Origin of the sequence: Pseudovibrio sp. Ad26 (assembly GCF_001623285.1) — a bacterium.
GTDB classification, from domain to species: Bacteria; Pseudomonadota; Alphaproteobacteria; order Rhizobiales; family Stappiaceae; genus Pseudovibrio; species Pseudovibrio ascidiaceicola.
Genome location: NZ_LMCE01000148.1, coordinates 1 through 26,971 on the forward strand (window position 1 = coordinate 1; position 26,971 = coordinate 26,971).

Genomic DNA, 26,971 nt, shown 5'->3' on the forward strand with positions numbered 1-26,971 from the left:
TCAGACAAACCTGAGATCTTCAACGTATGTTTTGCAGCAAACACAGTCGCAAAAATCGACTTAACATCATAACATGACCGTCACCCATGTCCCCGAACAAACGTCAACCATCTCTCCGGGACAAACACTCGGGGGCCGGGAAGACGTCGGTGGGGGAGGAGCGGTAAAGGTTCACGAGCACGGCGTTCCCTCATATCCACCCTCCAAAATTTCACGGGCTAACCCACCCTTCAGATTTCCCATTCCTTAGCCTTCATTTGCGAAAATTGAGGCAAAATAACAAAGGAAACTGAGGCTCTAGGTGCGGTCGAAGTCTTTAAAGAACCTGTTTGACTATCGGATTGAAGTGTTTCTCTTCAGTCAGATGCTGCTCATGTTTGGGGCGTTGATCCTGCCGGGCCAAACGTTGGAAGCCCATGTTTTCAGCGCATTTTATATCTTCAACATCGCAACCGGCATGCTGATCACGCTAAAGAAGAGAGAGTTCTTTCGTGTGGTCACTATCTTACTGGTGTGCTCGCTGGTGCTGGCGTTTCTGGATACACCCATCTTCCCCACCATCGATCCGTTAATCCCGCAGATCGCCATCTACTTTGCCTTTCATGCTGTGGTGGCAGTGGTGCTGATAGATGAGATGCTCCGGACCTTTGAAGAAAACTACCGTGTCGTGCTTGGGGTGCTCAGCGGCTACATTTCCATCGGTATGGTCTCGTTCTTTCTCTTTATTCTTATAGAGCATATGAACCCAGGCTCCTTCAAAGGGCTGCCCATTGAAAATATGGATACCCACTCGCAGGAAGAAGCACTGATGTACGCCGCGTTCATCACGCTGATGACCATTGGCTACGGCGACATCGTGCCGCTCACACCCATCGCCCGAAAGGCGGCGATCATTGTTGGTCTGGCAGGCCAGTTTTACATGGTCGTGCTCACCGCCATCATTGTCGGCAAGTTTTTAAAATACAGACAGCCGAAAAAGAAGGACTGAACCTGTACAGCTCTACTGCAAAACGACGCCTGCAACTCTTTACAAAAATGGCGCCCGCGGCTTTTTTCCAAAATAAAGAATGAAAGTGACCGATCTGATCCTGATTAAAGCTGAACGGGTTTCATTGGTGCTTGTTAAGCGCTGCCTGTTTTAATTGCCGGGAAAAATCTGAGCCAATCGGAAGGTCGCCCATGCCAATGTTCTCCATGGACAATATGCGCAAGCTGAAGAAGTTCAACTCTTTGGCCACCGGTAAAACATGGAAGATGTTTATCGCCTTCAATGCAGAGGCCATGTCCGATGGGGCGATCTCCAAAAAGAACAAGCAGCTCATCTCATTGGCCGCCGCCCTCACCACCCAGTGCCCGTACTGCATCGAGATCCACCGAGAGAACGCCAAGGTCTGCGGCGCAACCGACGCAGAACTCGCCGAAGTGGTTTTCATCGCAGCCGCCATCCGCGCCAGCAGCGCCATCACCCACGGCACCCACATGATCGAGCACGATGAGTAACGCCCCGGGCAGGGGGATAAGTCAGGGGCTGAGTGTCAGCGGTACCACGCGATCAATTTCATAAAAAACGCAAGTCTCTCGCAAATAACGCAAACCAACGCACAAAGGAACGCAAACAAAAAAGGCTCCGGATCGTTCCGAAGCCTTTCTTAAAATCATAGGGATATGAGGGGCTTAGCCCTCATCGGCAAGCATCTCCAGCTCCAGCCACTCTTCTTCAAGCGCAGCAAGGTCCTCATGCAGCTTCCCAACAGCGGTCATCACTTTGTGAAAACGGTCCGGATTGGAGGTAAACAGGCTCGGATCCTCTAACTCCTTCTGACCTTTGGCGATTTTCGCTTCCAGTTTTTCAATTTCACCCGGAATATCCTTCAGGCGATGCTGCTGCGTAAAGTTGAGGCCGGACTTCTTAGTCTCCTTCTTCGGCGCAGCAGTAGAAGACTTATCCCCCTTCGCAGCGCCGGAAGCCTTGTCCGCCTTGGCAACTTTACGCGCCTGCACACCTTCACCGCGCTGGCGCACCATGTCGGTGTAGCCACCCGCATATTCTCCCCAGTTGCCGCTGTCATCTTCCATCGTAATGATGCTGGTGCAAATGCGATCAAGGAAGTCACGATCGTGGCTCACAAGCAGGACGGTGCCGGGATAGTCAGAAATAAGCTCCTGCAACAGGTCCAGCGTTTCAAGGTCCAGATCGTTGGTCGGCTCATCTAGCACCATCAGGTTGGAAGGTGCAGCCAACGCGCGCGCCAGCAGCAAACGCCCCCGTTCCCCGCCAGAAAGCACACGCACAGGGGTGCGGGCTTGTTCCGGCTTAAACAGGAAGTCCTTGAGATAACTCATGACATGCTTGGAGGTGTCCCCCAAAATAACCATGTCCCCGCTGCCACCCGTCATGGCATTGACGAGCGTGTCATTGGGGTCAAGCTTCTCGCGCTTCTGATCAAGCGTGATCATCTGAAGATTGGCGCCAAGACGGATAGTACCCGCATCCGGTGCAAGCTCGCCGGTCAGCATCTTCAGCAGGGTGGTCTTGCCAGCCCCGTTCGGCCCCACAAAGCCAATCCGGTCCCCACGCAAAATGCGGGTGGAGAAATCCTTGACGATCGGGCGCTCTTCGTAGGTCTTGCCAATGTGCTTGGCCTCAGAAACAAGCTTGCCGGAGATATCCCCCTCAGTGGCAGCCATCTTCACGCTGCCCTGCGGCCCTTTATGCTCCTTGCGCTTCTGACGCAGATCAGCCAGCTCCCGCACCCGCCGCATATTCCGCTTACGACGCGCAGTCACGCCATAAACCATCCAATGCTCTTCCTGCCGGATCTTCTCATTCAGCCGGGCTTGCTCTTTTTCTTCCTCTTCAAAAACCTTGTCCCGCCACTCTTCAAACTTGGCAAACCCCTGGTCCATACGGCGGGAGATACCCCTGTCGATCCAGTAGGTTACGCGGGATAGGTTCTCCAAAAAACGACGGTCGTGCGAGATCAGAACAATGGCAGACTTCATCTGCTTAAGCTCAGATTCCAGCCATTCAATCACCGGAAGGTCCAGATGGTTGGTCGGTTCGTCCAGCAACAAAATATCCGGCTCCGGCGCCAAAGCCCGTGCAATCGCCGCCCGCTTGGCTTCCCCGCCCGAAAGCGTCTCCGGATCTTCCTCACCCGTTAAGCCTAAGATTTCTAATAGGTATTTGGCCCGATATTGATCGTCACCAGGTGCCAGTCCACCTTCAGCATAGGCAAGAACCGTCGCATACCCCGAAAGATCCGGCTCCTGAGGCAAGTACCGGATCGTCCGCCCCGGCTGCAAAAAATACTCGCCCTTATCCGGCTCTGTTAATCCTGCAGCGATTTTCAGCAGTGTCGACTTGCCAGACCCGTTTCGACCAACTAAGCAGATCCGCTCGCCTTCCCCGACTTGCAGCTCTGCACCAGTCAGAAGAGGTGTGGTTCCAAAGTTAAGGTGTATGTCTCGCACATGAAGAAGCGGTGGTGCCATTAAGCTTGTCTTTCCAGATTCCCAAAACAGCGCATTTCAACGCTAGGAGTAGATTTGTTGGTAGTGCTCTACCACAAATGAGCCAAGGTGAAAGTTTTTTGCCGCCCCTGTGAAAAAACGGGGAGCACAAATGCTGGGCGTCATAGTGACGCGATTGCAAAAGATTCAGTAACGTAATTTGAAATAATTGTTCCAAATTTAGTCTATATTGGAAATAATGCTTCCGTAATCGTTCATAATGTAAATAAGAGATTAAAATAATCTCCGATTACGAGGAAATTTTGATCCTCCGACACTTGCTATAATAACGCAACAGTGAAATGTTGCTGCGAACTGCCAGTCTCCAAATCTGGCGGAATGTAACTTGAGGAGAGGGGAGATCTGCATGATCAAGTCCATTCGTATGTCAGCGCTAGCTGCAGCCCTTATTGCTGCTACTTCGCTATCTGCCACGGCTGAAACCGTATACAACCGTGGTAATTCCGCTGACCCAGAAACACTTGACCAGCACAAGACATCTACAACTTATGAAGCTCACATTCTGCGTGATCTTTATGAGGGTCTTGTTGCTTACAACGCGAAGGGTGAAATCATCCCCGGCGCGGCCGCAAGCTGGACTGTTTCTGACGATGGTCTGACATACACATTCAAGATGCGTGACGACGCAAAGTGGTCAAACGGCGATCCAGTTCTGGCTGGTGACTTCGTTTACTCCCTGCGCCGCATCATGAACCCAATGACCGGTGCGAAATACGCAAACGTTCTCTACCCTATCCTGAATTCCGAAGCCGTTAACAAAGGCGACATGGAAGGTGAGAAGCTCGGCGTTAAAGCAATTGATGACAAGACCCTTGAAATCAAGCTGCACGCTCCAACTCCTTACTTCATCCAGCTTCTGGCGCACCAGTCCGGTCTTCCGGTACACCCTGCATCCGTTGAAAAGTTTGGTTCTGACTTCGTAAAGCCAGCCAACATCGTAACCAACGGCGCATTTGTACTGTCCAGCTTCGTACCGAACGATGCTGTGACCGCAGTTAAGAACCCATACTTCCATGACGCAGCAAACGTTGCTCTGGATTCAGTTAAGTTCTACCCGACTGAAGACCGTGGTGCAGCTCTTCGCCGCTTCCAAGCTGGCGAACTGGACACCAACAATGATGCTCCATTGGAGCAGATTGACTTCATTCGTGGCACTTTGGGCAATCAGTTTAAAGTCGCGCCATATCTCGGCAACTACTACTACGCGCTGAACCATGAATCTGAAGCTATGAAAGACCCTGATATTCGTCAGGCTCTGTCCATGGCGATCGACCGTGAATTCCTTGCCGAAGACATTTGGGGCGGCACCATGGTTGCTGCATACTCCCTCGTGCCTCCTGGAATCGACAACTACGGCGAACCAGCTTACGCTCCTTGGGCAGAAACTGACCTGCTCGATCGTGAGGAAGAAGCTAAGAAGATTCTTGAAGCTAAAGGTTACAACCAGAGCAACCCTCTGAAGGTTGAAATCCGTTACAACACCTCTGAGAACCACAAGAACACTGCTGTTGCAATTGCAGACATGTGGAAGCCTCTTGGCGTTGAAGTGTCCATGTTGAACACTGACACCAAGACCCACTACGCACACCTGCGTGACCGTGGTGATTTCGATGTTGCTCGTGCAGGCTGGATCGGTGACTACTCCGACCCGCAGAACTTCCTGTTCATGACTGAAAGCGACAACACAGGCTTCAACTACGCTCGCTATGAAAACCCTGAGTACGATGCACTCATGGATGAAGCAGCTGTAACTGTTGACCTAGAAAAGCGTGCAGCGATCCTGAAGAAAGCAGAAACGATCTTCATGCGTGATCTGCCATTCCTGCCTTTGATGTACTACGGCTCCAAAAACCTCGTTTCTGATAAGGTTTCCGGTTTCGAAACCAACCTGTTGGACGTGCATCCAAGCCGCTTCGTCAAGATTAACAAGTAATCTTTAACGCGACAGAAAATGCCAGTCATGCAGGATAGCTCATGGCTGGCATTTTTGTGAACTATCGGTAAAAAAAACGATAAACTACTGGAGAAGCAAGGCCCATGTTACGCTATGTCCTGAGCAGATTGCTCAGCGCGATACCGACCTTGTTCTTGATCATTACGATTTCCTTCTTCCTTATGCGCGTAGCGCCAGGTGGTCCGTTCGATCTGGAACGTCCATTGGAAGCAAAGGTTATGGAGAATCTGAACAAGATCTACAATTTGGACAAATCTCTTTGGGAGCAGTACCTCATTTATCTCAAGAGCGTATTGTCCGGTGATTTTGGTCCAAGTTTCTTCTTCCGAGATTTCTCGATCAATGAACTTTTCGCCCAAAGTCTTCCAATCTCCATGCAGCTCGGTCTTTCTGCACTGGCTCTTGCCCTGGCTGTTGGTGGGTTTTTGGGGGTTATCGCAGCGCTGCGCCAGAATAAAGGCGTCGACTACTCTGTGATGGCCGTTGCGACACTCGGGGTGACCATCCCGAACTTTGTTGTGGCACCAATTCTGACACTCATACTGGGTGTGCATTTTGGTTGGCTCCCTGTCGGGGGCTGGGGCGGTGGCGCCTTTGTCAACATGGTTCTGCCTGTCGTAACGCTGGCTCTTCCGCAGATTGCAGTTGTTGCCCGTTTGACCCGTGGTTCAATGATTGAAGCACTGCGTTCCAACCATGTCCGCACAGCACGCGCTTATGGCCTGTCCGGATACACCGTCGTTGTCATTCACGCTCTGCGTGGTGCCATCTTGCCGGTTGTGTCCTACCTCGGCCCTGCAGCTGCTGCATTGCTGACCGGTTCCGTTGTTATCGAAACCATCTTCGGTATCCCGGGTATTGGCCGCTACTTCGTACAAGGCGCTCTGAACCGTGACTACACACTCGTAATGGGTACTGTCGTAGTCGTCGCTTGTTTCGTCATTATCTTCAACCTCATCGTGGATCTGCTCTATGCAATGCTTGATCCTCGTGTGCGTTTTGACTGAGGACTCGAATTTATGAGTGTTACCTCCGACCAGCTGAAAGAAGCCCCGAAAATGGGCCGCTCGCTGTGGGATGACGCCCGTGATCGTCTTCTCGCAAACAAAGCAGCAGTGACCTCTCTGATCGTGCTGGCAGTGATCACACTGCTGTCCGTCGTTGGGCCAATGCTGACACCGCACCCATACGATCAGGTTTATCGCGATTACGTGAAGCAGCCTGCGAGCCTGGAAGCTTATCCGAAGCAGGATGAGATCCAGCCAGCCTTTGCAAAAATTGCAAAGCGTGCTCGTATGATCGTCGACAGCTATGAACTGAACGATGGCAAGGTGACTGCAACAGTAACATCCCGTCGCAAACTGGATGAGCGTTATGCACGTTACTTCGATCGTTCTGATCTGTTTGAGAGTGCTGCAATCAGCAACATTTCTTCAGATAAAAAGAGCGCGACTGTTACTGCTGACATTCAGTACATGCACTTCTACTTCGGTACGGATGCAAACGGCCGTGACATGCTCACCCGTACACTGATTGCAGGTCGTGTTTCCTTGACCATCGGTCTGCTGGCAACATTCGTTGCAATCAGCATCGGTGTGTTCTGGGGGGCTGCCTCCGGTTACTTCGGTGGCAGGGTCGATCTGGTGATGATGCGTGTTGTAGATATCCTCTACTCACTGCCATTCATCTTCTTCGTGATCATGCTTGTTGTGTTCTTTGGCCGTAACTTCGTCCTGATGTTTATTGCCGTGGGCGCTGTTGAGTGGCTGGATATGGCGCGTATTGTGCGCGGTCAGACCCTGTCCATCAAACGCCAGGAATACGTACAGGCTGCGGAAGCTATGGGTGTTGAAGGTGGCGGAATTCTGAAGCGCCACATCATTCCAAACACCCTTGGTCCGGTTGTGATCTACATGACCCTGCTGGTACCAAAAGTGATCCTGCTGGAAAGCTTCCTGTCCTTCTTGGGCCTTGGTGTTCAGGAGCCAATGACCTCTTGGGGTGTGTTGATCTCCGAAGGTGCGCGTAACCTGCAAGGTGCTGCATGGATGCTGGTGTTCCCGGCAATCTTCCTCACCTCCACATTGTTCGCGCTGAACTTCATCGGCGACGGTCTGCGCGATGCGCTGGACCCTAAGGATCGATAAGAGGACAGAATGAGCAAGATTAATGAAAACACTGTTCTTGAGATCGACACTCTTAAAGTTGATTTCGAAACCAACACCGGCATGGTTCACGCAGTAAAAGGCGTGAACATCCATGTGGACTCCGGCGAGACAGTCGCGATTGTGGGCGAGTCTGGCTCTGGTAAATCCCAGACCATGATGGCAGCCATGGGTCTTCTGGCGGGCAACGGCATCACCCATGGTGAAGTCCGTTACCGTGGCACGAACATCCTTGGGTCTTCCATTCGTCAGCTCAACAAGATCCGTGGTGCGAAAGTGACCATGATCTTCCAGGAGCCGATGACTTCTCTGGATCCGCTCTACTCCATTGAGCGCCAGCTCTGTGAGCCAATGGTTGAGCACGGTGAATACACCTGGGCAACAGCTAAAAAGCGCGCTGTAGAGCTTCTGGAGCTCGTGGGTATTCCTGAGCCTGCACGCAAAGTGAAGGCGTTCCCCTATGAGATGTCTGGCGGTCAGCGCCAGCGTGTCATGATCGCAATGGCGCTCGCAAACGATCCGGATATCCTGATCGCGGATGAGCCAACCACTGCGTTGGACGTGACCACTCAGGCTCAGATCCTTGAACTGATGGCAGATCTTCAAAAACGCCTCGGCATGGCCGTTGTGTTCATCACCCACGATCTGGCTATCGTTGAGCGCATCTCTGACCGTGTGTATGTGATGAAGTCTGGTGAAGTTGTTGAAGAGGGCAACACCAAAGAGATCTTTGGTAACCCTCAGCATGATTACACCAAGATGCTGCTGGATGCAGAGCCAACCGGTTCAAAAGCCGTTGTGCCTGACAGCAATCCGATTGTTCTGGATGCAAAGGACGTGCGCGTTGAGTTTGAAACCGAGACTGGTTTCCTCAAGCCAAACCACGTTCTGCGCGCTGTAAACGACATTTCCATGGAAGTGCGTGAAGGCCAGACACTCGGCATCGTAGGCGAGTCCGGCTCCGGTAAATCCACTCTGGGCCGTGCTGTGCTTCAGCTTCTGCCAACAGCAGGTGGCCGTGTTGTTTACCTCGGAAACGACATCACCGGCGCAGCCAAAAAGAAGATGCAGCCGCTTCGTAAAGAAATGCAGCTCATCTTCCAGGATCCGTTCGGGTCTCTGTCTCCACGTATGACCGTGGGCCAGATCATCACCGAAGGTCTGTTGGTGCATGAGCCTCAGCTTTCAGCCAAGGAACGTGATCTGCGGGCTATCCAGGCGCTTGAAGAAGTGTCCATGGACCCGGCCATGCGCAACCGCTACCCACACGAGTTCTCTGGTGGTCAGCGTCAGCGTATCGCGATTGCACGCACCATGATCCTCAATCCAAAGCTTGTTGTGCTGGATGAGCCAACCTCCGCGTTGGACCGTACCGTGCAAAAGCAGGTGGTTGAGCTTCTGCGCAACCTGCAAAAAGAGCATGGCCTCACCTATCTCTTCATCTCTCACGATCTGGCTGTGGTTCGCGCCATGTCCGATACTGTGATGGTGATGCAGAAAGGCGAAGTGGTTGAAAAGGGACTGGCAGAAGAAATCTTCTCCAACCCGAAAGAAGACTACACCAAAGAACTGCTCGAAGCTGCCGCCTTGAAGCCAAACTCGGCAATGACGGCTTAATCCTACTAAAAACCCCGGGGCATTGCTCCGGGTTTTTTGCATTTGGAACACAGCAACGCGTGATGCTGACATTCACGTGTTGGACGTGTTAACCGTTTCGAGAGGCAGCAAGACCAAACCCACTGGCAACAAACAAACCGCCTGTGGTTTTGTAAATACGAGACATGAGAGTTTTGGAAAGCTCCAGTCCGCGCACCCATGCACCAAGGCATCCATAGATCATCGCAACGAGAAATGCTCCCAAACCAACCAGCACAATCATCGTGCTCAATTGCGCCCAGCTGTTACCGTTGACGGACATGAACTGAGGGAAGAGCGCAGTAAAAAACGCGATGGCTTTAGGGTTGCTGATCGCAACTGTAAAGCCTCCAGAAAACAGTTTTCGAGATTGTCTGCCGTGATGGCTGTCTTGAGAAGCAAGCGAGACCGGCTGAGCAGCACTGCGCCACATTTGAATGCCGACATAAATAAGGTAGGCTGCACCTGCATATTTAATTGCCGCAAACATAAGTGCGGAGCTTGTTATGATGACCCCCAAGCCTGCGGAGGCAGCGCTTGCTTGCAGGACTGATGCAGTACTGTTTCCAAACGCTGTATAGGCAGAACGGCTCCATCCATAGGTCGCGCCGTGTGTGAATGCGATCAAGGTGCTAGGACCCGGTATGAGAGACACACCAAGCACGGTAGCAAAAAAGATTACCCAGTAATATATATCCATTGAAACTCACAGCTTAATCCGTGTTTCAGGTGTAAACCAGCCTAAATTCCAGCCCGTTCCAAAACGCTGATCCAGTTCTTATGCGCGATCTTGGCAATAAGCTCTTCACCAAAGTCGGCTTTGCGGAACGCTTCGATCAGGTTCGGCAACCCAGCCACATCCTTGATGTCATTGGCAACCAGACAGCCGTCATAGTCTGACCCAAGCGCAACTCCGTCTTCACCCAGCTTGTTGAGCAGGTAATCCGCATGACGCAAGATCACGTCCAAAGGCATGTCAGAGTTGAGCTGACCATCAGGGCGTAGGAAGAAGACCGCAAAGTTGATGCCCACCAGCCCCTTGGACTCGGCAATCGCATCAAGCTGTTTATCTGTCAGGTTCCGGCTCATCGGACAGATCTTGAACACGTTGGAATGGCTCGCTACGATCGGCTTGTCGGTGATCTTAGTCAGGTCCCAAAAGCCTTTCTCATTCAAGTGAGATACGTCCAGCTGGATCTTGCGGTGGTTACACTGGCGCACCAGCTCTTTACCCACGTCGGTCAAACCCGGCCCAATATCTGGGCTATGTTCAAACTCCATCGGTACACCGTGCCCAAAGATGGTCTCACGGCTCCATACAGGACCGATAGAGCGCAGACCGCGATTATACAGCAACTCCAGCGCCTCAAAGTCCTTGTCGATGCACTCGGCGCCTTCAACATGCAGCATCATCGCCAGTTGCTCAGCTGCCATTACCTCCTTGATTGCAGCGGTCGAACGGCAGATCTTCACCTCACCATTCCCCTTGGCTTCAAGGTCCTCTGCGATATCAAGAAGCTTCAACGTATAGTCCAGAGCTTCCTGCTGCGGCACGCCTTTGAAGTGTTCAGGGCTTTTGAAGTCAACCTCTTTACCTTCCTTTGGTTTGGCTCGCACAGAAGGGGTAAACATGGCAAACAGCCCGCCGGCAAAACCGCCTTTGCGGGCGCGTGGCAGATCGATGTGATCGTGACCAGCCTCCTCAAAGAAACTGCGTTCCTTGGGAGTGTTCGACCGACGCTCTAACGAGAGCAATGTATCGTTATGGCCGTCAAAAACCGGAACCAAATTGGAGGCAGTATCTGTCATGAAGAACTCCGAAAATGAAAAATGCTATGAGAAAAACCAAATGTGAAAAGCAAAAGGGATCTACGCAAAGCCCAAGGCCACTGGCATAAAGCTAGGTCACATTGGCGGAATTTGAAACTACACTGTTAAATATTAAACCCTTAAAATCAATAGGATCAGCGGATATTTCTGGATGGTTTTACGAGGGAGCAACGCAATGGCGACAGTGATCAGAAGCTCTGACTTTACGGCAGACAAAGCCTGGGGTGCAAAGCAGATTGGCAACATGAATGGCATTACCACCCGGCTGCATTGGACGGATCAGCCCTATAAATGGCATGTGAATGAAGGAGAGGAAGTGTTTGTCGTGCTGTCTGGATGCGTCGAGATGAAGTATCGCCAAAACGGCGAGGAACTCTCCGCTCTATTGAGTTCAGGCGATATTTTCTATGCATCAATCGGCACCGAACATATAGCGCAGCCCCACGGTGAGGCGCGTATCCTGGTCGTTGAAACAGAGGGCAGTGTTTGATGTCAGATGCGCAGGGAAGGGGACTATTGTCCCCATCCTCGGTCTAAATCATTTAGGTCAGGCCAGTCCGGGCAACGCTACATCCACCATGATCATCGCAAAATGACAGGCCGCTGCTGACAACACAAAACCGTGCCAGATCGCGTTTTGGAAGGGCAGGTTCTTCCAGATGTAAAACAGGGTTCCAACCGTATAGAGGCCACCGCCGGTTGCCAGTAGAGTAAAGCCTGCAAGGGAAAGCTCATTGTAAATCGGAACAATCGCAAAGAAGCTCACCCAGCCCATCGCCAGATAGATAGGCACGGCTAGTTTGTCCATCGAGGATATGTGTAGGATCTTGATGGCTGCACCAGCAATCGCACAAATCCAGATCCCAACGAGCATGGAAATTCCAAGCCAGCCGCCAAGAACCATCAGGCATAGGGGAGTGTAGGTACCAGCAATAAGGAAATAGATTGCAGAATGGTCCAGACGACGCAGAATGCCAATCTTATTGTCTTTCTGCAGAATGTTGTAGGTCGCAGAGCAGACAAGCATGGCCAACAGCGTACCAGCATATATGTAGATGCTGATTTGCCGGGCGTAGTCATCCGCCGCCCACAAGACCATAACAAAGGCTGTTGTTGCAGCAGCTCCAAACGCAATGCCCACAACGTGGATGATGCCATCAACCACTCGTTCTGCGTAGGTTTCTTCCCTCATCCGCGGACAATCCCCCCAATTAATCCAATATATGCCCTCTTCCATAATGCAGGTCCAAGCTCGCAAACTCAACTGTAACTAAGTTGCAATCTGGTCATTTACTGGGCAATTCTCAAATCTGAAGGTCATGCCCTTGGAAATCGGGCATATCCAATTGCCAGTCTCGCCCAGATGTGGCATTGCCTCTCTCGGCTTCCCAAAAGAAGCTGCTCTGGTTTGAAAGGTCCTTTGGGCTCTGTGGGAAAGAACGCGAAAGCGGAACAGCTTCTTTGCAATTTTCCTTAGAATCGGAGATTTTGCGCTGACTTCCCAAGCAGCAGTCGATGCCATTTTCGGGTTTATCAACGTTGGCTCTCGCCAGCGCCAAACTCTGAGAAGTGAACCGCAGCGCACTTTAGAAAACGTTTATTGCCGATACCCGGTTAATCACCTGCCTCCTGTGAGGCGCAACAAGAGATTTTGAATGACGGTCAGCATCGAAATGGGTGTCAAACCTAATGGCACCTCCTCTGTTGTCGATCTTGAAGAATTGCTTGCAACGCGACTACTCGTGCAGGGAAACTCCGGTTCGGGCAAATCGCATCTGCTACGCCGCCTCATGGAGCAAAGCGCGCCATGGGTACAGCAGGTGGTGATTGACCCGGAAGGCGACTTCGTATCGCTGGCAGATGAGTTTGGGCATGTGGTGATTGAGGCGACCATGAATGATCGCGAACTTACCATGATCGCCGCCCGCGTGCGCCAGCACCGCATTTCCGTCATTCTGAACCTGGAACATCTGGAGCCGGACAAGCAGCTCAAAGCCGCAGCTGCCTTCCTGAACGGTTTGTTCGATTCCGATCGCCAATACTGGTATCCGGTTCTGGTTGTCGTGGATGAAGCCCAGCTGTTTGCGCCTTCCGCCTCTGGTGATTACGGCGAAGAAGCCCGCCGCCTTTCCCTGATGGCCATGACCAACCTCATGTGTCGTGGTCGTAAGCGTGGTCTGGCTGGCATCATCGCAACCCAGCGTCTGGCAAAGCTTGCCAAAAACGTGGCTGCGGAAGCCTCCAACTTCCTGATGGGCCGTACATTCCTTGACATTGATATGGCTCGCGCCTCCGATTTGCTCGGCATGGACCGCCGTCAGGCAGAACAGTTCCGTAACCTGGAACGCGGACAGTTCATCTCCCTCGGCCCGGCAATGACCCGCCGACCACAAAAGGTGGTTATTGGCGAAGTTGTCACTGGCAGCCGTGGCGGCTCGCCAAAGCTGATGCCAATGCCGAATCAGCCCGTTGAAACAGCTGCTGAATTGATCTTCACAGCAACGGACAATGATCCGGTGTTGCACAACAACCGTGTGGCCGCGCCTTCAGCCAAAGACGTTATGCTGCAGCTGTCACAAACAGCCGCCAGCAACATGCAGGCGCAGCATAAAGAAGTTGTTGAAGCCGAGCCGGAAGACCTCTTCAATCTGGAAGAAAAGAACCAGCAGTATCAGGAGATCATCGCCAAGATCCTTGAAGACCCTGAAGCTGCCTTCGCACCAGTCTCCCAGCTCTATCAGGATTTTCAGGTCCGCTGCCGCATTGATCGGCTGAAGTCTCAGGACCTTGCTAAGTTCCGTAAGCTTCTTTCCGTGGCTCGTGCTGGTGTCGATAAAAAAGAAGTCGAAGAAGGTGATTGGCAGCAGGCAGAAGTGATTGCTGGACAGCTGCCAGAAGAGATGCGCGGCGTCTATCTTTTGCTGGCAAAAGCAGCCTTTGCAGATGAGCCGTGCCCGGAAGATCTGGACATCGCGAAAGCGTATGGCACCCGCTCACCGGGCAGAGCGCGCTGGCTGCTCACCCATATGGAAGAGCAGGGCTTCATCATCTGTGCCAGTGATCTGCGTGGAAACCGTATCGTGACCCTGCCGGATATCGGCAAGCAAACTGCAACCAAATAAGTCTTAGTCAGCGGCCATCCGGCAAGGAGTGGCCGCCCGCAGGCCCATCCACTTCATCAAAAAAGGTCGTCTCGGTGCTCCGCGAGCAGGTCGAGCACAAATGCGGTTTGGATGGCAGCACATACTTCAGGCAACACGCCTTACGCCGCGGGGCATACTCTGTCAGCCCTTCTTGCTGACGTTGCCGCCAGACAATCCCGCCATTGATCTTCTTCCCAAGGCTCGCAAGATAGGCGCGCATCAGGCTCGCCACATCTGATGGCTTTGCACCATGACGACGCAAGACAAGAAACGGCGATGTGATGGAAACGGCCACGGTGGAATAAAACACCGAAGGCGCCACTTTTCGCCGCCCCAGCTCCCGGTGGAAGACCTGAATGATCTCTTCGAAGCAAATGGAAAGTGCGAACAGCTCCGCAGGGCCCTGGTCCGGATTAAGCTCGAAATCCTCTTCCGAAAGGCGAGGGTCAAAGAATATCTCCACCCAGGGACCTTTGCCATGCAGGACAAACCGTAACTCATCAATGCGCGGTGCGCGGCCACTCAAAAGGTAGCTGACTGATATCCGGTTGAGCAGGATCTGGCAGATTGTCTTCAAGGCAAGGCTTGCGGCAATCTTTGTCGTTGGCGCTCCGCGATCTTCCTTGATGTAGTCAATCATACGCTTTGCAACCAGACCGAAGTTGCTGTCAAAACCGGAAAACTCCCGCAGCTCTGCGGCCACCACGTGCGGTGCGGGCGCGGTGATTGCCCGTGCAGCAACCAGCTCACCACCATCAGGCAGAGCAGCTTCAATGAGGCCAGCAAAACGTGCGGGAATACCCGCCGTTTCGAAAGTGGGAATATCTGAGGGCGATAGACCGGTGGACACTGCCTGCAAAACCTCTGGATCTACGACTGCGCATATCCGGAAAGTGGAATTGAATTTCCGAAATGGATACGCTGAAACTTATAGTTACGAGGCGCGCATGTTTGGCTGACAGTTGGCTGAACACGACACAACAACACTTTCGCGTTACTTAGCACAAAAACAAAGTCTACCGAAATGGTAGACTTTGAAGTCTGTGAGTAATGCACCTGTCTGTTGCAAATGGGTCAGGCTTTCGCCTTGTTGCCTCGCTTCTCCCAGGCAAATTTCTCTGCAATCCAGATACCACCCAGCACCAGTGCCAGAGCAGCACCGTGATAAAACGCAAACAGTTCCCCAAGCAGCACAATTGCCATCACCGATGCAAACACCGGAACCAGATTGACAAAAACACCAGCCCGGTTGGGACCAATCAGTTCCACCCCGCGCATATAAAAAATTTGGGCAAGGAATGATGGGCAAAGTGAGATGTACAAAGTAACGAGCCAACCTTGCACAGAGGGCCAGACCAACGTTTCCTGACTGTACTCAACCGCCAGCATCGGCAGTGACACCAGGGAAGCCACAAAGGCCATCACCGCAAAAAAGGCGAGTGCAGGGACCTTGGGTCGGTTTCTCAAAGCCAGCGTGTAGCCTGCGTAAAACACCGCGGCAACAAGCATCAGCGCATCACCCGGGTTGATGTGCAAATTGAGCAAAACCTGAAGACTGCCCTGACTGGCCACAACGAAAACCCCAAGCAATGTCAGCAAAATGCCGATGAACTGGATAAGCGTCACCCTTGCGCCAAACAGAAAGTAAGCCCCAATCACAACGATCATTGGAATAGAGCCCTGCAAGATGCCCATGTTCACCGCTGTCGTGTTGTGAGCAGCCAGATAGAACAAGCCATTGAAGCCGGAAAATCCGAACGCGGCCATCAAAGCGATGCTGATCAGGTGAGGGCGGATGTCCGCCCAGGATGCAACAAGATCGCGCCAGGCAATCAGGCTCATGAGCGCGGCCACAATCCCCCACCGCAAGAACACGATCACCATAGGTGAAACATGCCCCACAGCAAGCTGACTGGCCACGGCGTTGCCACTCCACATGAGTGTGGTCAACACCAGAAGCAGCATAGGCCTGCTGTACAGCGAGGTGAGAATAGGCATGTAAAAAGTCCGTCGGTGAGCGGGCAGAAGGCACCGCTGAAAAGGAGCAGTCACCCTTCACCGTCCCCCTAACAAATGCAAGGTGAATTTCCGCAAGGGCTGTAGAGGTTTCATCAAGTATGCCGTTTTGCTTGGCATGCCGTCTTGAAATGCACGCAAATCCACTCAAAATCAAAGCATTAGACCGCGTGACCAAAGCTTGCCATTCAATCACCTGTGTTTTGAAAGAGCCGGAAACGAATTGATGCATTGAAACTTGAGATTGAATTTGCAAGGGTTTGGTCTGAAAAACTCAGCGGCAGGAAGTGACGGCATATCCTGCTAAAAAATGACAATACGAGGGGGACCCATGTCGCAAAGAGTAAGTGTTGCATCACTACAGGTTTCACCAGAGCTCCATGACTTCATCGAAAAAGAAGCGCTTCCGGGAACAGGTGTGTCATCCGATCAGTTCTGGGAGGGCTTTTCGCAGATCATCAAGGATCTGACACCGAAGAACCGCGAGTTGCTCCAGATCCGTGAAGATATCCAGACCAAGATTGATGACTGGCACAAAACCAATCCCGGTACCATTGATCTTGAAAGCTACAAGGCATTCCTCAAAGAGCTCGGCTACCTCTTGCCAGAGGGTGACAGCTTTGAAGTTGAGACGGACAACGTAGACCCGGAAATCGCAGAAATTGCAGGCCCTCAGCTCGTTGTGCCAGTGATGAATGCGCGCTACGCCCTTAACGCAGCCAATGCACGCTGGGGCTCCCTGTATGACGCGCTCTATGGCACCGACGCCATGGGCACGACACCACAAGCAGGTGGGTATGACGAAAAGCGCGGCGCAGAAGTGATCGCTTACGCCCGCAAAAAGCTGGATGAAGCTCTGCCGTTGGATGAAGGCAGCTGGGTTGATGTCAAAGAATTCGCCATTATGGGTGGTTCTCTGGCGCTGACCCTTGAAAACGAAGATATGGCTGGCCTGCAGGATCCGCTCGGGTTTGTTGGCTATGCAGGCGACAAAGACGCGCCAACCTCTATCCTGCTGCAGAAGAACGGCCTGCACTTTGATGTTCTGTTTGACAGCACCAGCCCGATCGGCGCTGCGGACAAAGCTGGCATCAGCGATATCATTTTAGAATCTGCCATCTCCACAATCATGGACTGCGAAGACTCTGTTGCTGCCGTCGATGGAGAAGACAAAGCACTGGCCTACCGCAATTGGCTGGGCCTGATGAGCGGCGATCTGAAGGAAGAAGTCGCAAAAGGTGGCAAAACCTTCACCCGCACGTTGAATGCTGACCGCCACTATACAGATGCACAGGGCGATGCACTGGCTCTGAAAGGGCGCTCCCTGATGCTGGTGCGCAACGTCGGCCATCTGATGACCAATCCGGCAATCCTTGATGAGGATGGCAATGAGGTCTTCGAAGGTATCATGGACGCCATGGTGACAGCTCTTTGCGCAGTGCATGATATTGGCCTGCGCAAAGGTGCAACAGCCCGCAACATGAACTCTGTGGCTGGTTCGGTTTACATCGTTAAACCAAAGATGCATGGCCCGGAAGAAGTCACCTTCGCAAACGAGCTGTTTGGCCGTGTTGAAGATGTTTTGGAACTGCCGAGCAACACCGTGAAAATGGGCATCATGGATGAGGAACGCCGCACCACGGTCAACCTCAAAGAGTGCATTCGCGCAGCCAAAGACCGTGTCTGCTTCATCAACACCGGCTTCCTTGATCGCACTGGTGATGAAATTCACACCTCCATGGAAGCTGGCCCGATGATCCGCAAGGCGGACATGAAGCAAGCAGCATGGATCAACGCCTATGAGAACCACAACGTGGATACCGGTCTTGCCTGCGGTTTGAGAGAGCATGCACAAATAGGTAAAGGCATGTGGGCTATGCCGGACCTGATGCACGCTATGCTGGAGCAGAAGATCGGGCATCCAAAAGCCGGTGCCAACACCGCATGGGTTCCATCTCCAACCGCAGCAACCTTGCATGCCATGCATTACCATCAGGTCTGTGTGCCAGCCGTTCAGGAAGAACTGGCAAGCCGCGAGCCAGCCAAGCTGGACGACATCCTGTCCATTCCGGTTGCAACCAATCCAAACTGGACGCCGGAAGACATTCAGGCGGAAGTTGAGAACAACGCACAAGGCATCCTTGGTTATGTTGTCCGCTGGGTAGAACACGGTACTGGTTGTTCCAAGGTGCTGGATATTCACAATGTTGCTTTGATGGAAGACCGTGCCACCTGCCGCATCTCTTCCCAGCACATCGCCAACTGGCTGCATCACAATGTCTGCTCAAAAGAACAGGTGATGGAGATCATGAAGCGCATGGCCACTGTGGTGGATGAACAGAACGCGGGCGATGCGGCCTACCACAATATGGCACCGGACTTCGACAACTCCGTCGCCTTCCAGGCTGCTTGTGATCTGGTATTTAAAGGCCGCGTCCAGCCAAGCGGTTACACCGAACCTGTCCTGCACCAACGCCGTTTGGAAGCAAAAGCCAAGTTCGGCGTTTCAGCATAAAAGAGAAAACCCTGCGCAGTCCCAAACAACTGCGCAGGGTTCGCTTAAATGATACTCTAAGAGTCTGAACTCAGCTGCCATCCTTGGGTACAAGGTGGGTAAACCCGCCAAAATCGCCGTTTGTCAGGTTGATTGTGTCACCATCAAACTCAGTCCCTGAAATTTTTATAGCCGGCCCTTGTAGGATGTTCCACTTTCTGGAATCGCGGAATTTCTTGTAGTCGCGAAACCCTTGTGACTGGCTTAACCATGTCAGATCCACAAGGCCGTCTTGCAAGGCATTGACGGCAACCAATCCATTTCCATAGATGCCAATCTTGTAAGGATTTCCGGCCTTTTCAAAGACTGACTGGATTTCTTTGAAGTAGGGCGTGATGTAGTGCACGTAGTCGTAATAGGACGCATCATAGTCAACGGCAAAGTAGATGCCAGAGCCTTTGGGCTGCCTGATTACATCCTGCGCCAGATGCAGCGCTTGTTGAGCTTGCTGTGTTCCTGCAGCACTCGTAAAGGAGGATGGCCTGTCGTTGCTATCCTCATATACAGTGATGATGGAAAGGCCCGCAGCAATCAACTGCTGGGCTTCCGTTGGCTGCAACTGCTTCCACTTGGAAAAAGAGTAGTAACGCCCAACGGCCTTATACCCTTTCTTGGCGATCGCGCTCGCCAGCACTTCCACACCTTCAGCTGTATCAACGGCAGGTTCGGTCTTGATGCCTTTATCGTCAGTCATTGCTTCTCTGCTTCTTATTGTTATGCAGAGTGATGACGAACATGAGAGAATGACCGTGAGAGCCTACCAGTTCCAATGGTTAGCGAAGTTATACGCTGGGTTTGGAAGGATGATCCAATGGAAGGTTTAGACCTCATTTGGAGCAGGAAGGAGTTGCAAAGCTTCCAAAGCCACCATAAGAGCCTCGGTTCAGATTGAGCGTGTCCTGATCGTATTGAGTACCAGCAATTGTCACGTAAGGGCCTTGAAGAATGTTCCAGTCTCCAGATTGCTTGTATTCCTGATAGTCATAGTAACCCGTTGATTGAGAAAGCCATGTCAGGTTGGCAAGACCATCATCTTTGGCACAGGAACAGACGAGACCATTGCCATAAACGCCCACATGGTAGGGATAGCCAAAGGAAGCAAAAACATCGTTGATCGCTCTCAGGTAAGGCCTGATGTAATGGGTGTAGTCATAGCTTGATGCATCATAATCGACAGCAAAATAGATGCCGGTTTGCCTTGGCTGATGGATGACGGCATCTGCCTGATAAAGTGCTCGTAGCGCCTGTTGAATTCCAATTTCTGATGAGAAATAGGACGGGGCATCATTGCTGTCTTCATAAACCACAAAGATGTTCAGGTCGGCTGCAAAGAGCTCAGAGGCTTCTGCTCTGGTTAACTGTTTCCAACTGTGCAGGGAGTAATAACGTCCCACGGCTTTGTAGCCATCTTGAGCAAGTGTTTCGGCGGAATTACCGGCATTTGATGCTGTATCAAGTGCTGGCAGCAAGAGTTTAGGAGAGGTTGGATTTGTCATTGTTCTCTGCTTTTTTGTTGTTATGCAGAGCAGTGACGAAGTAGAGAGATGTGACGTGAGAGAGTGCCTTCTGCTAGGGTAACAGAAGCCTTAATCTCTCACTCAAGGTGGGTGTTAAAGCGGTAGTCTCACAATCGCGACAAGGCCTTTTTCCTCGCCATTTTCAAGACGAATAGTACCGCCTTGCGCATGAATGATGCTGCGTGTGATCGCAAGGCCCAGACCAATGCCGCCGGTCTGTTCATTCCTGGATTCCTCCAGACGAACAAACGGCTCAAAAACGTCTTCAAGGCGGTTCTGTGGGATGCCCGGACCTTTGTCTGCGATGCGAACCTCAGCATGAGCCTCATCAATCAGGAAGGAGACATCAGCCTCCTCACCATAACGGATGGCATTGCCAATCAGGTTTTGGAAGGCGCGTTTAAGTGACATTGGACGACACTTCAGCACAACTCGGTTTTGCGCCTCAACGCTCACATGGTTGCCCATGTCCTCCTGATCATTGGCGATGCTCTCCAGCAAACCACCAAGGTCTACAGAACGCAGTTCTTCCTGCTTTGAATCCTCACGGGTAAAGGCAAGCGTTTCCTCCACCATAGCCTGCATTTCATCCAGCGTGGCGATCATGCGTTCCCGGTCTTCGTCATCATCAATAAACTCGGCACGAATGCGTAGCGAGGTGATCGGGGTACGCAAATCGTGACTGATTGCGGCCAGCATGCGGGTTCGGTCAGAGATAAACCGTGTCAGTCGTTCCTGCATCTGGTTGAACGAACGCGTCACAGCCCGTACCTCAGCTGGTCCCGCTTCTTTCAGCGGCTTCGCATCTGCACCACGACCAAGATCATTGGCAGCAGCTTCCAGCGTTCGAAGCGGCTTCGTCAGGCGGTAAACAGAGACCCAGATGATCAGGATGGTCAGCAAAGCCATAATGACGATCGGCAGCAATATCGGCACAAATGAAGGTTTTGGAAGTCGGAAGTTGCTCTCGATGTTGAGCCACTGGCCATTCTTCAGCTCAATGGCAGCAAAGAGTTGAACGCCTTTTAGAGAAAACCAGCGGTATTTTTTGAAATAATCATCCCGTCGGTCATGCATCGCCTGCATGGAACCATGAGAAGTCCGCTCACGTCCTTCTGGAGGCGGAGAGGATCGATCACGCCACTTCTCTTCTTGAAAGCGCTCATTGTAGATAACGGCAACACGGGCCTGCCGGTCATGATCCAACTTGCGCTTTAGGTAGTCTGCAAGCCGAGCCTCCATGCTTTCATCACCACCCATTTCGGCCACAACGGGAGTATCGCCAATGCTAAAGCGGGTGCGGGTGTTGGAGACCGTGCGCAGAACCTGCTTTTGTAAGCGAGGCGGCGTGGCTTCTAGCAGCTTCACCACATTGGCTGTGCGCCAAAGAGCATTGTCGCGAGCAAGGTTGGCAAGAGCATATTGACGCTCGCGACCCAGCAGCACAAAGCTCACGATCTGCGAAAAGATAAGCGCTGCCAGCAGCAATAGGATAAGCTGAGGGGCAAGACGGCGCGGGATCAGTTTACCAAGAAACTTCATGCAGTGACTTCTTTGACTTCACCGGTAAAGGTGTAACCGCCCCCCCAGACAGTCTTGATCAATTCCGGATTTTTGGGATCAATCTCGATCTTCCGGCGCAACCGGGAAACCTGATTGTCGATGGACCGGTCAAACACACCCAGTGACCGGCCAGAGGTCAGATCAAGCAGCTGTTCGCGGGACAACACCACGCGAGGCCGCTTCAAAAACGCCAGCAGCAGCTGAAACTCACCGGAGGACAGAGGCACGCTCACATCTTCCGGGTCAATCAGTTCACGCCGTGCAGTATCCAGAACCCAGCCGTTAAACGCCAGTTTTTCTGTATCGATGGGGTCACGTTCCCGTGGAACACTGGTGGCACGGCGCAGCACAGCGCGGATGCGGGCCAGCAGCTCACGCGGATTAAAGGGCTTGGTCACATAATCATCTGCACCAATCTCAAGGCCAACAACACGGTCTGTATCTTCAGCCATCGCCGTCAGTAGGATCACCGGCGCCTGATTGGTTTCCACCAGATGCCGGCAAAGCGATAAGCCATCTTCGCCCGGCATCATGATGTCCAGCACCACAAGATCAATGGAGGAGTTCCTCAAAGCCTTACGTGCAGCAGCTGCACTTTCTGCCACGGTCGTACGCATATTATTCTTCGTCAGATAACGGGCAAGGCTCTCCCGAATATCCCGATGATCATCGACGATAAGAATATGTGCTGTACTCTGAGACATGCATCCTCGCTTGAGTCCCGTCTCTCATGGCAGATGAAAGACCATATAGTATGCGATGCCTAACTTATGCCGTATTCCCGGGACCAGCGAAAGGTTCTCGGCATCCAAAAATGTATCAAACTGTCCCAACCCGATACTCTGGCAAATCCTGTGACAAAACAACGTGTTTTCTGGTGTAGTTTTGCGACACTTCGCTCCTACCTTCTGTTTATCGAAGCACACTCACACAAACCTTCCCCTCGTTTTAGGCTTTGATTTTTAGGAGAACACGACATGATGAATTTCAAAACTATTATGGCTGGCTCTGTAGCTGCATTGATTGCTGGTACCGCTCTGTCTCCTGCCATGGCTGCTCCGGGTTTTGGCGGAAGCTTTGGCAAGAAGATGTCTTCCCAGTTCTTTACAAATTTTGACGCAAACAAAGACGGCTCTGTCACCGCTGCTGAAATTGAAACAAAACGCAAAGCAGACTTCGCAAAAGCTGACACGGCTGGCGATGGCGCAATCACTCTGGAAGAATGGAAAGTCTTTGCAGCAGATCGTGCATCCGAGCGCAGCAAAGACCGTTCAGTCCGCATCTTCCAGCGTTTTGACAGCAACGGTGATGGTCAGGTGACCCGCGAAGAGTTCCTTGATAAGGCAGAACGCATGACAGCGCGCATGGACAAGATGAAAAAGCGCATGGGCGACCGCATGGCCAAGATGCAGGATGGCAAGGGCGGCAAAGGCAGCTGGGGCGATGGCAAACAAGGTAAGGATGGTAAGGACGGCTGGCAGAAAGGCCCTCGCGACGGTAAGCAAGCCGACGGCAAGCAAGGCAAAGGTGGCTGGGGTGATGGCCCACGCGATCACGGCATGATGAGCTTTGGCAAGCACGGCAGCAAAGGCATGCGCGGTGAAATGATGGGCGCAATGTTCGCCAAGGTTGACCTGGACAAGAACGGCAAGATCTCCAAGGACGAGTTGAACAAACTCGCTGACCAGCTCTTTGCAAATGGCCCTGTTGATCTGGCTGGTTTTAGAACCATCGCAGCCGAGTTCAAAGAACCAATGTATGTGCGTTCCTTCCAGCGTCTGGATGCTGACGGCGACCTGAAAGTGACACAGGAAGAGTTCTTTGCACCAACTGCTCAGATGATGAAACGCATGGACCGTAACAACGACGGTGTCATCACCTCTGCAGACTTCAAAAAGATGAAGAAAGACTGGCGCAAAGGCCAGAAGGACCGCAAAGGTGGCCACGGTCATGGTTACGGCAAGGGACAAGGCCAGCGCGGATAAACCAAACCGCTTGAGCGAATAAAAAAGGCGGAGCCATCGTGCTCCGCCTTTTCTGTATCAGCTTAGGAAACCTGCATCAGCTTGTGGCTGGCTTGGTCTCTTGCATCTCTGCATCATAATCAACTGCAATGCCGTAATGCGGATCTTCCAGAACGGCGACCTCAACCATGCTGCCAGCTTTGTGCAGCAGGTCTTTACAATCCGGAGATAAATGGCGCAGATGCAGGGTTTTACCAACCTGCTCATAGCGCGTTGCCAGTGCATCAATTGCCTGCAAACCGGAATGGTCCACCACGCGGGAATTGATGAAGTCAACAATCACATCATCCGGGTCAGACTGAGGATCAAAGATCTCTTGGAAACCAGCAGCAGACCCAAAGAACAGCGGGCCTTCCAGCTTGTAGATCTTCTGGCCTTCAGAGTTGGTTGTTGTGTGTGCATCAATACGCTTGGATGCGTTCCATGCATAAGCAAGCGCAGAAACAATCACGCCAACCACAACAGCAACAGCAAGGTCAGAATACACAGTCACACCAGTCACCAGTGCAATAACAATCGCATCAGTCCGTGGGATCTTGTGCAGGATCTTGAAGGTGTTCCATGCAAAGGTACCAATCACCACCATGAACATCACACCAACCAAAGCTGCCAGCGGGATCTGCTCAATCAGTGAAGACGCAAATAGAATGAAGCTGAGCAAAAACAGCGCTGCCGCAATACCTGCAAGGCGTGTCCGGCCACCGGATTTCACGTTGATCATGGACTGACCAATCATCGCACAACCACCCATGCCGCCGAAGAAGCCAGTCACAACGTTTGCAGCACCCTGAGCAAGACACTCTTTGGAGGCGCCACCGCGCGTATCTGTCATTTCAGAAACAAGGTTCAGCGTCAAAAGGCTTTCAATCAGGCCGATTGCAGCAAGAATAATGGAGTATGGCAGGATGATCTGCAGCGTCTCAAGGTTCAGCGGAACCATTGGAATGTGGAATTCAGGCAGGCCACCAGAAATCGGAGCCAGATCGCCAACGGTCTGAACGTTAAGCCCAAGACCAATCACGATCACAGAAACAACAACAATAGCTGCAAGCGGAGCAGGAATAGCGTTGGTCAGCTTTGGCAGATACCAGATTACAGCCATGGTCAATGCAACAAGACCAAGCATAAGCGTCAGGTCCATGCCTGCAAGCCAGCTTGCTGTGCCAGTCACTTCATCAACGGTTTGGAACTGGCCCATCTGCGCAAGAAAGATCACGATCGCAAGGCCGTTCACAAACCCAAGCATAACAGGGTGCGGCACCATGCGGATGAACTTACCCCAGCGCATCACGCCGAAGATCAGCTGAAGGATGCCCATCAGCACAACGGTCGCAAACAGGTATTCCACGCCGTAGGTCACCACGAGTGAGACCATAACAACGGCAAGCGCGCCGGTTGCACCAGAGATCATGCCCGGACGACCACCGAAAACAGCAGTAATAATGCCGACGATGAAGGCCGCGTACAGACCAACAAGTGGTTCAACCTGAGCAACAAATGCGAATGCAACAGCTTCTGGAACCAGAGCAAGAGCGACGGTAAGCCCGGAGAGGAGCTCAACCTTAATAGTATTGGCTGTAAAGCCAGTCTTTTCGGGCGCGTGCGCCTTCGAGGACGAATGCAAGTAGCACCTCCAATGGGATTCTTGGTACTGTTTTAAAGTAGTGGGCAAATCCTAGGCACGCACTGTGAAGTCCGTGTGAAACCAAGAGGTTTCCTGCTCAAGGACAAGAGCTATTCAGCCAGGACACCGCTAAAATTTGAGCGGTTTTTGTCTCCCTTTTGACGCGCTTATACGGGAATATCGTCAAAAACACCATCCCCCCAACGCATAATAGCCATGCACGGGGTGCGGGGAGGGATGCCTGGTGGATGTCACGACCAATGTGGCCCCTGGATTTTATCTAATGGAAAAAGTGTTGGCACACGATCTATGAGTGGGGCTTCTGTTTCCCTGAAAACGTGATATGCCTCTGCCATTGCAAGGAATTTTCAGATGACAGTTTTAACACCATTCAAACCAAGTATTTCAGAGAGCATGCGCACCAGAATTTTGGAGCAATTGTATAAGATTGAGGCCGACAACGATGTAACGATCCTCTTTGCTATTGAAAGCGGCAGCCGTGCCTGGGGCTTTCCCTCGCCAGATAGCGATTATGATGTGCGGTTCGTCTACGCGCACAAACTGGATTGGTACCTGTCTTTAGAAGCTGGCAGAGACGTAATTGAGTTGCCGATCGACGACGAGCTGGACATCAGTGGCTGGGAAATTCGTAAAGCTCTGAATCTGATGCGCAAGTCTAACCCGGTATTACTTGAATGGCTTTACAGCCCAATCAAGTACATTTGGCGTGATGAATTAGTCTCGCCATTGCTTAACCTCTCAAGAGAAGCTGCAAGCCAAACACCTTGTATCCATCATTATCGAAATCTTGGATTACGCTATTGGGAAAAATCTCACGCAACTGAAAATCGCCTAAACCTAAAGCGTTTCTTTTATGCGCTTCGCCCTGCACTGGCACTTCTTTGGATTAAAGAGCACCCAAGTCTCACGCCGCCTATGAATGTACAGGAATTGGCTGCAGGGCTTTCAATTTCTTCAGTTGTCTTACAAGAGATGGAAGGCTTGATTAGTGCAAAGACCCAACTCAAAGAAAAACATGAGTTAGAAGAGCTTCCTGAAATGATGCAGCTTGAAGCTCTGGTATTAGATGCCTTCGAATGGGCAAAAAACGTTGAAAATTCAAAATACACCCCAAGTTTGAACTCAGAGATTGAAGCCTACTTTCGTCAAGTGGTCATGGAAGTAAACTAGATCCCGCATCAAGTGCGGGAAGACGGCTGAGGGTGGCTATGAGGATTGCTTGCTCGCCCCCTCGGTGTCATCCCGCACAAGCGCAGCGCGATGGGGCAACTGTGTTTATGCATTGAATGGAACATTGTCTCTGAGCAGTGCATTGGCTGTGATGAGTATCTTTCGCGCCAGAGCAATCATAGCCGCTTTGAAGGGCTTTCCTCTTTTGATGAGTGCTTGAG

General features: G+C 52.0%; 22 protein-coding genes. 11 read left to right on the top strand and 11 right to left on the bottom strand.

The window, feature by feature from the left end:
- The first annotated feature begins 301 nt into the window (after nt 1-301).
- Nucleotides 302-988: a potassium channel family protein gene (locus PsAD26_RS26385; protein WP_208985881.1), complete on the top strand. Its 687-nt coding sequence runs from the start codon at nt 302-304 to the stop codon at nt 986-988.
- Nucleotides 989-1,179: 191 nt separating this feature from the next.
- A complete protein-coding gene (locus PsAD26_RS26390) occupies nt 1,180-1,500 on the top strand; it encodes a carboxymuconolactone decarboxylase family protein (RefSeq protein ID WP_063312792.1) in 321 nt (106 codons plus the stop codon).
- 174 nt (nt 1,501-1,674) lie between these two features.
- Here PsAD26_RS26390 and PsAD26_RS26395 read toward each other — a convergent pair whose 3' ends face one another.
- Nucleotides 1,675-3,495: an ABC-F family ATP-binding cassette domain-containing protein gene (locus tag PsAD26_RS26395; RefSeq protein ID WP_063312793.1), complete on the bottom strand. Its 1,821-nt coding sequence runs from the start codon at nt 3,493-3,495 to the stop codon at nt 1,675-1,677.
- Between the two features lie 385 nt (nt 3,496-3,880).
- Between PsAD26_RS26395 and PsAD26_RS26400 the strand changes: the two genes are divergently transcribed.
- The 4 genes from PsAD26_RS26400 to PsAD26_RS26415 all read left to right on the top strand — a co-directional run bounded on the left by PsAD26_RS26400 (nt 3,881) and on the right by PsAD26_RS26415 (nt 9,270).
- Complete coding sequence (locus PsAD26_RS26400; protein ID WP_057462786.1) at nt 3,881-5,467, top strand: peptide ABC transporter substrate-binding protein; 1,587 nt, start codon at nt 3,881-3,883, stop codon at nt 5,465-5,467.
- Nucleotides 5,468-5,571: 104 nt separating this feature from the next.
- Nucleotides 5,572-6,495: an oligopeptide ABC transporter permease OppB gene (gene oppB / locus PsAD26_RS26405; RefSeq protein WP_057462785.1), complete on the top strand. Its 924-nt coding sequence runs from the start codon at nt 5,572-5,574 to the stop codon at nt 6,493-6,495.
- Nucleotides 6,496-6,507: 12 nt separating this feature from the next.
- Nucleotides 6,508-7,635, top strand: coding sequence for an ABC transporter permease subunit (locus PsAD26_RS26410; RefSeq protein ID WP_063312794.1), 1,128 nt, complete (start codon nt 6,508-6,510; stop codon nt 7,633-7,635).
- Between the two features lie 9 nt (nt 7,636-7,644).
- On the top strand, nt 7,645-9,270 hold the full coding sequence (locus tag PsAD26_RS26415; protein ID WP_063312795.1) for an ABC transporter ATP-binding protein: 1,626 nt from the start codon (nt 7,645-7,647) through the stop codon (nt 9,268-9,270).
- A gap of 88 nt (nt 9,271-9,358) precedes the next feature.
- Here PsAD26_RS26415 and PsAD26_RS26420 read toward each other — a convergent pair whose 3' ends face one another.
- Both PsAD26_RS26420 and PsAD26_RS26425 read right to left on the bottom strand, forming a co-directional pair.
- The gene (locus PsAD26_RS26420; RefSeq protein ID WP_063288131.1) at nt 9,359-9,988 is read right to left on the bottom strand and encodes a LysE family translocator; all 630 of its coding nucleotides are present in this window, start codon (nt 9,986-9,988) and stop codon (nt 9,359-9,361) included.
- A gap of 41 nt (nt 9,989-10,029) precedes the next feature.
- Nucleotides 10,030-11,097: a dipeptidase gene (locus PsAD26_RS26425; protein WP_063312796.1), complete on the bottom strand. Its 1,068-nt coding sequence runs from the start codon at nt 11,095-11,097 to the stop codon at nt 10,030-10,032.
- 196 nt (nt 11,098-11,293) lie between these two features.
- On the opposite strand from PsAD26_RS26425, the gene PsAD26_RS26430 reads away from it, so the two are divergent.
- A complete protein-coding gene (locus PsAD26_RS26430; protein WP_063312797.1) occupies nt 11,294-11,608 on the top strand; it encodes a hypothetical protein in 315 nt (104 codons plus the stop codon).
- A 57-nt stretch (nt 11,609-11,665) separates the two neighbouring features.
- Here the strand turns inward: PsAD26_RS26430 and PsAD26_RS26435 are convergent, their stop codons facing one another.
- Nucleotides 11,666-12,310, bottom strand: a complete 645-nt coding sequence (locus PsAD26_RS26435) for a hemolysin III family protein (RefSeq protein ID WP_063312798.1) — start codon at nt 12,308-12,310, stop codon at nt 11,666-11,668.
- 463 nt (nt 12,311-12,773) lie between these two features.
- Here PsAD26_RS26435 and PsAD26_RS26445 point away from each other — a divergent pair, with 463 nt between their 5' ends.
- Nucleotides 12,774-14,240, top strand: a complete 1,467-nt coding sequence (locus PsAD26_RS26445; RefSeq protein WP_063312800.1) for an ATP-binding protein — start codon at nt 12,774-12,776, stop codon at nt 14,238-14,240.
- A 7-nt stretch (nt 14,241-14,247) separates the two neighbouring features.
- Here the strand turns inward: PsAD26_RS26445 and PsAD26_RS26450 are convergent, their stop codons facing one another.
- The gene (locus tag PsAD26_RS26450; RefSeq protein WP_063312801.1) at nt 14,248-15,111 is read right to left on the bottom strand and encodes a hypothetical protein; all 864 of its coding nucleotides are present in this window, start codon (nt 15,109-15,111) and stop codon (nt 14,248-14,250) included.
- Nucleotides 15,112-15,335: 224 nt separating this feature from the next.
- Nucleotides 15,336-16,226 carry a DMT family transporter gene (locus PsAD26_RS26455; protein ID WP_063312802.1) on the bottom strand — a complete coding sequence of 297 codons (891 nt, stop codon included), beginning with the start codon at nt 16,224-16,226 and terminating at the stop codon, nt 15,336-15,338.
- Nucleotides 16,227-16,608: 382 nt separating this feature from the next.
- Here PsAD26_RS26455 and PsAD26_RS26460 point away from each other — a divergent pair, with 382 nt between their 5' ends.
- Entirely contained in the window at nt 16,609-18,792 is a 2,184-nt protein-coding gene (locus PsAD26_RS26460; protein WP_063312803.1) for a malate synthase G, read from the top strand.
- 70 nt (nt 18,793-18,862) lie between these two features.
- On the opposite strand, the gene PsAD26_RS26465 is transcribed toward PsAD26_RS26460, so the two are convergent.
- The 4 genes from PsAD26_RS26465 to PsAD26_RS26480 form a co-directional block, all read right to left on the bottom strand.
- On the bottom strand, nt 18,863-19,525 hold the full coding sequence (locus PsAD26_RS26465; RefSeq protein ID WP_063312804.1) for a DUF1906 domain-containing protein: 663 nt from the start codon (nt 19,523-19,525) through the stop codon (nt 18,863-18,865).
- 133 nt (nt 19,526-19,658) lie between these two features.
- Nucleotides 19,659-20,327: a DUF1906 domain-containing protein gene (locus PsAD26_RS26470; RefSeq protein ID WP_063312805.1), complete on the bottom strand. Its 669-nt coding sequence runs from the start codon at nt 20,325-20,327 to the stop codon at nt 19,659-19,661.
- A gap of 114 nt (nt 20,328-20,441) precedes the next feature.
- Complete coding sequence (locus tag PsAD26_RS26475; RefSeq protein ID WP_063312806.1) at nt 20,442-21,890, bottom strand: ATP-binding protein; 1,449 nt, start codon at nt 21,888-21,890, stop codon at nt 20,442-20,444.
- Nucleotides 21,887-22,615, bottom strand: a complete 729-nt coding sequence (locus PsAD26_RS26480) for a response regulator (protein WP_063312807.1) — start codon at nt 22,613-22,615, stop codon at nt 21,887-21,889. The genes PsAD26_RS26475 and PsAD26_RS26480 overlap by 4 nt, the downstream gene beginning before the upstream one ends.
- A gap of 273 nt (nt 22,616-22,888) precedes the next feature.
- On the opposite strand from PsAD26_RS26480, the gene PsAD26_RS26485 reads away from it, so the two are divergent.
- Nucleotides 22,889-23,896: an EF-hand domain-containing protein gene (locus PsAD26_RS26485; RefSeq protein ID WP_063312808.1), complete on the top strand. Its 1,008-nt coding sequence runs from the start codon at nt 22,889-22,891 to the stop codon at nt 23,894-23,896.
- Between the two features lie 76 nt (nt 23,897-23,972).
- On the opposite strand, the gene PsAD26_RS26490 is transcribed toward PsAD26_RS26485, so the two are convergent.
- Nucleotides 23,973-25,559 (bottom strand): SulP family inorganic anion transporter, encoded by a 1,587-nt coding sequence (locus PsAD26_RS26490; protein ID WP_057462768.1) that lies wholly within the window; start codon nt 25,557-25,559, stop codon nt 23,973-23,975.
- Nucleotides 25,560-25,931: 372 nt separating this feature from the next.
- On the opposite strand from PsAD26_RS26490, the gene PsAD26_RS26495 reads away from it, so the two are divergent.
- Nucleotides 25,932-26,750: a nucleotidyltransferase domain-containing protein gene (locus PsAD26_RS26495; RefSeq protein WP_063312809.1), complete on the top strand. Its 819-nt coding sequence runs from the start codon at nt 25,932-25,934 to the stop codon at nt 26,748-26,750.
- Nucleotides 26,751-26,971: the final 221 nt, after the last annotated feature.

Bases quoted from the DNA above. Each gene is read 5' to 3' on its own strand.
- PsAD26_RS26415 (WP_063312795.1), top strand. From the start codon at position 7,645: ATGAGCAAGATTAATGAAAACACTGTTCTTGAGATCGACACTCTTAAA.
- PsAD26_RS26390 (WP_063312792.1), top strand. From the start codon at position 1,180: ATGCCAATGTTCTCCATGGACAATATGCGCAAGCTGAAGAAGTTCAAC.
- PsAD26_RS26475 (WP_063312806.1), bottom strand. From the start codon at position 21,890: ATGAAGTTTCTTGGTAAACTGATCCCGCGCCGTCTTGCCCCTCAGCTT.
- PsAD26_RS26430 (WP_063312797.1), top strand. From the start codon at position 11,294: ATGGCGACAGTGATCAGAAGCTCTGACTTTACGGCAGACAAAGCCTGG.
- PsAD26_RS26460 (WP_063312803.1), top strand. From the start codon at position 16,609: ATGTCGCAAAGAGTAAGTGTTGCATCACTACAGGTTTCACCAGAGCTC.
- PsAD26_RS26410 (WP_063312794.1), top strand. From the start codon at position 6,508: ATGAGTGTTACCTCCGACCAGCTGAAAGAAGCCCCGAAAATGGGCCGC.
- PsAD26_RS26495 (WP_063312809.1), top strand. From the start codon at position 25,932: ATGACAGTTTTAACACCATTCAAACCAAGTATTTCAGAGAGCATGCGC.
- PsAD26_RS26435 (WP_063312798.1), bottom strand. From the start codon at position 12,310: ATGAGGGAAGAAACCTACGCAGAACGAGTGGTTGATGGCATCATCCAC.
- PsAD26_RS26465 (WP_063312804.1), bottom strand. From the start codon at position 19,525: ATGACTGACGATAAAGGCATCAAGACCGAACCTGCCGTTGATACAGCT.
- oppB (WP_057462785.1), top strand. From the start codon at position 5,572: ATGTTACGCTATGTCCTGAGCAGATTGCTCAGCGCGATACCGACCTTG.
- PsAD26_RS26455 (WP_063312802.1), bottom strand. From the start codon at position 16,226: ATGCTGCTTCTGGTGTTGACCACACTCATGTGGAGTGGCAACGCCGTG.
- PsAD26_RS26445 (WP_063312800.1), top strand. From the start codon at position 12,774: ATGACGGTCAGCATCGAAATGGGTGTCAAACCTAATGGCACCTCCTCT.
- PsAD26_RS26420 (WP_063288131.1), bottom strand. From the start codon at position 9,988: ATGGATATATATTACTGGGTAATCTTTTTTGCTACCGTGCTTGGTGTG.
- PsAD26_RS26425 (WP_063312796.1), bottom strand. From the start codon at position 11,097: ATGACAGATACTGCCTCCAATTTGGTTCCGGTTTTTGACGGCCATAAC.
- PsAD26_RS26395 (WP_063312793.1), bottom strand. From the start codon at position 3,495: ATGGCACCACCGCTTCTTCATGTGCGAGACATACACCTTAACTTTGGA.
- PsAD26_RS26470 (WP_063312805.1), bottom strand. From the start codon at position 20,327: ATGACAAATCCAACCTCTCCTAAACTCTTGCTGCCAGCACTTGATACA.
- PsAD26_RS26480 (WP_063312807.1), bottom strand. From the start codon at position 22,615: ATGTCTCAGAGTACAGCACATATTCTTATCGTCGATGATCATCGGGAT.
- PsAD26_RS26485 (WP_063312808.1), top strand. From the start codon at position 22,889: ATGATGAATTTCAAAACTATTATGGCTGGCTCTGTAGCTGCATTGATT.
- PsAD26_RS26400 (WP_057462786.1), top strand. From the start codon at position 3,881: ATGATCAAGTCCATTCGTATGTCAGCGCTAGCTGCAGCCCTTATTGCT.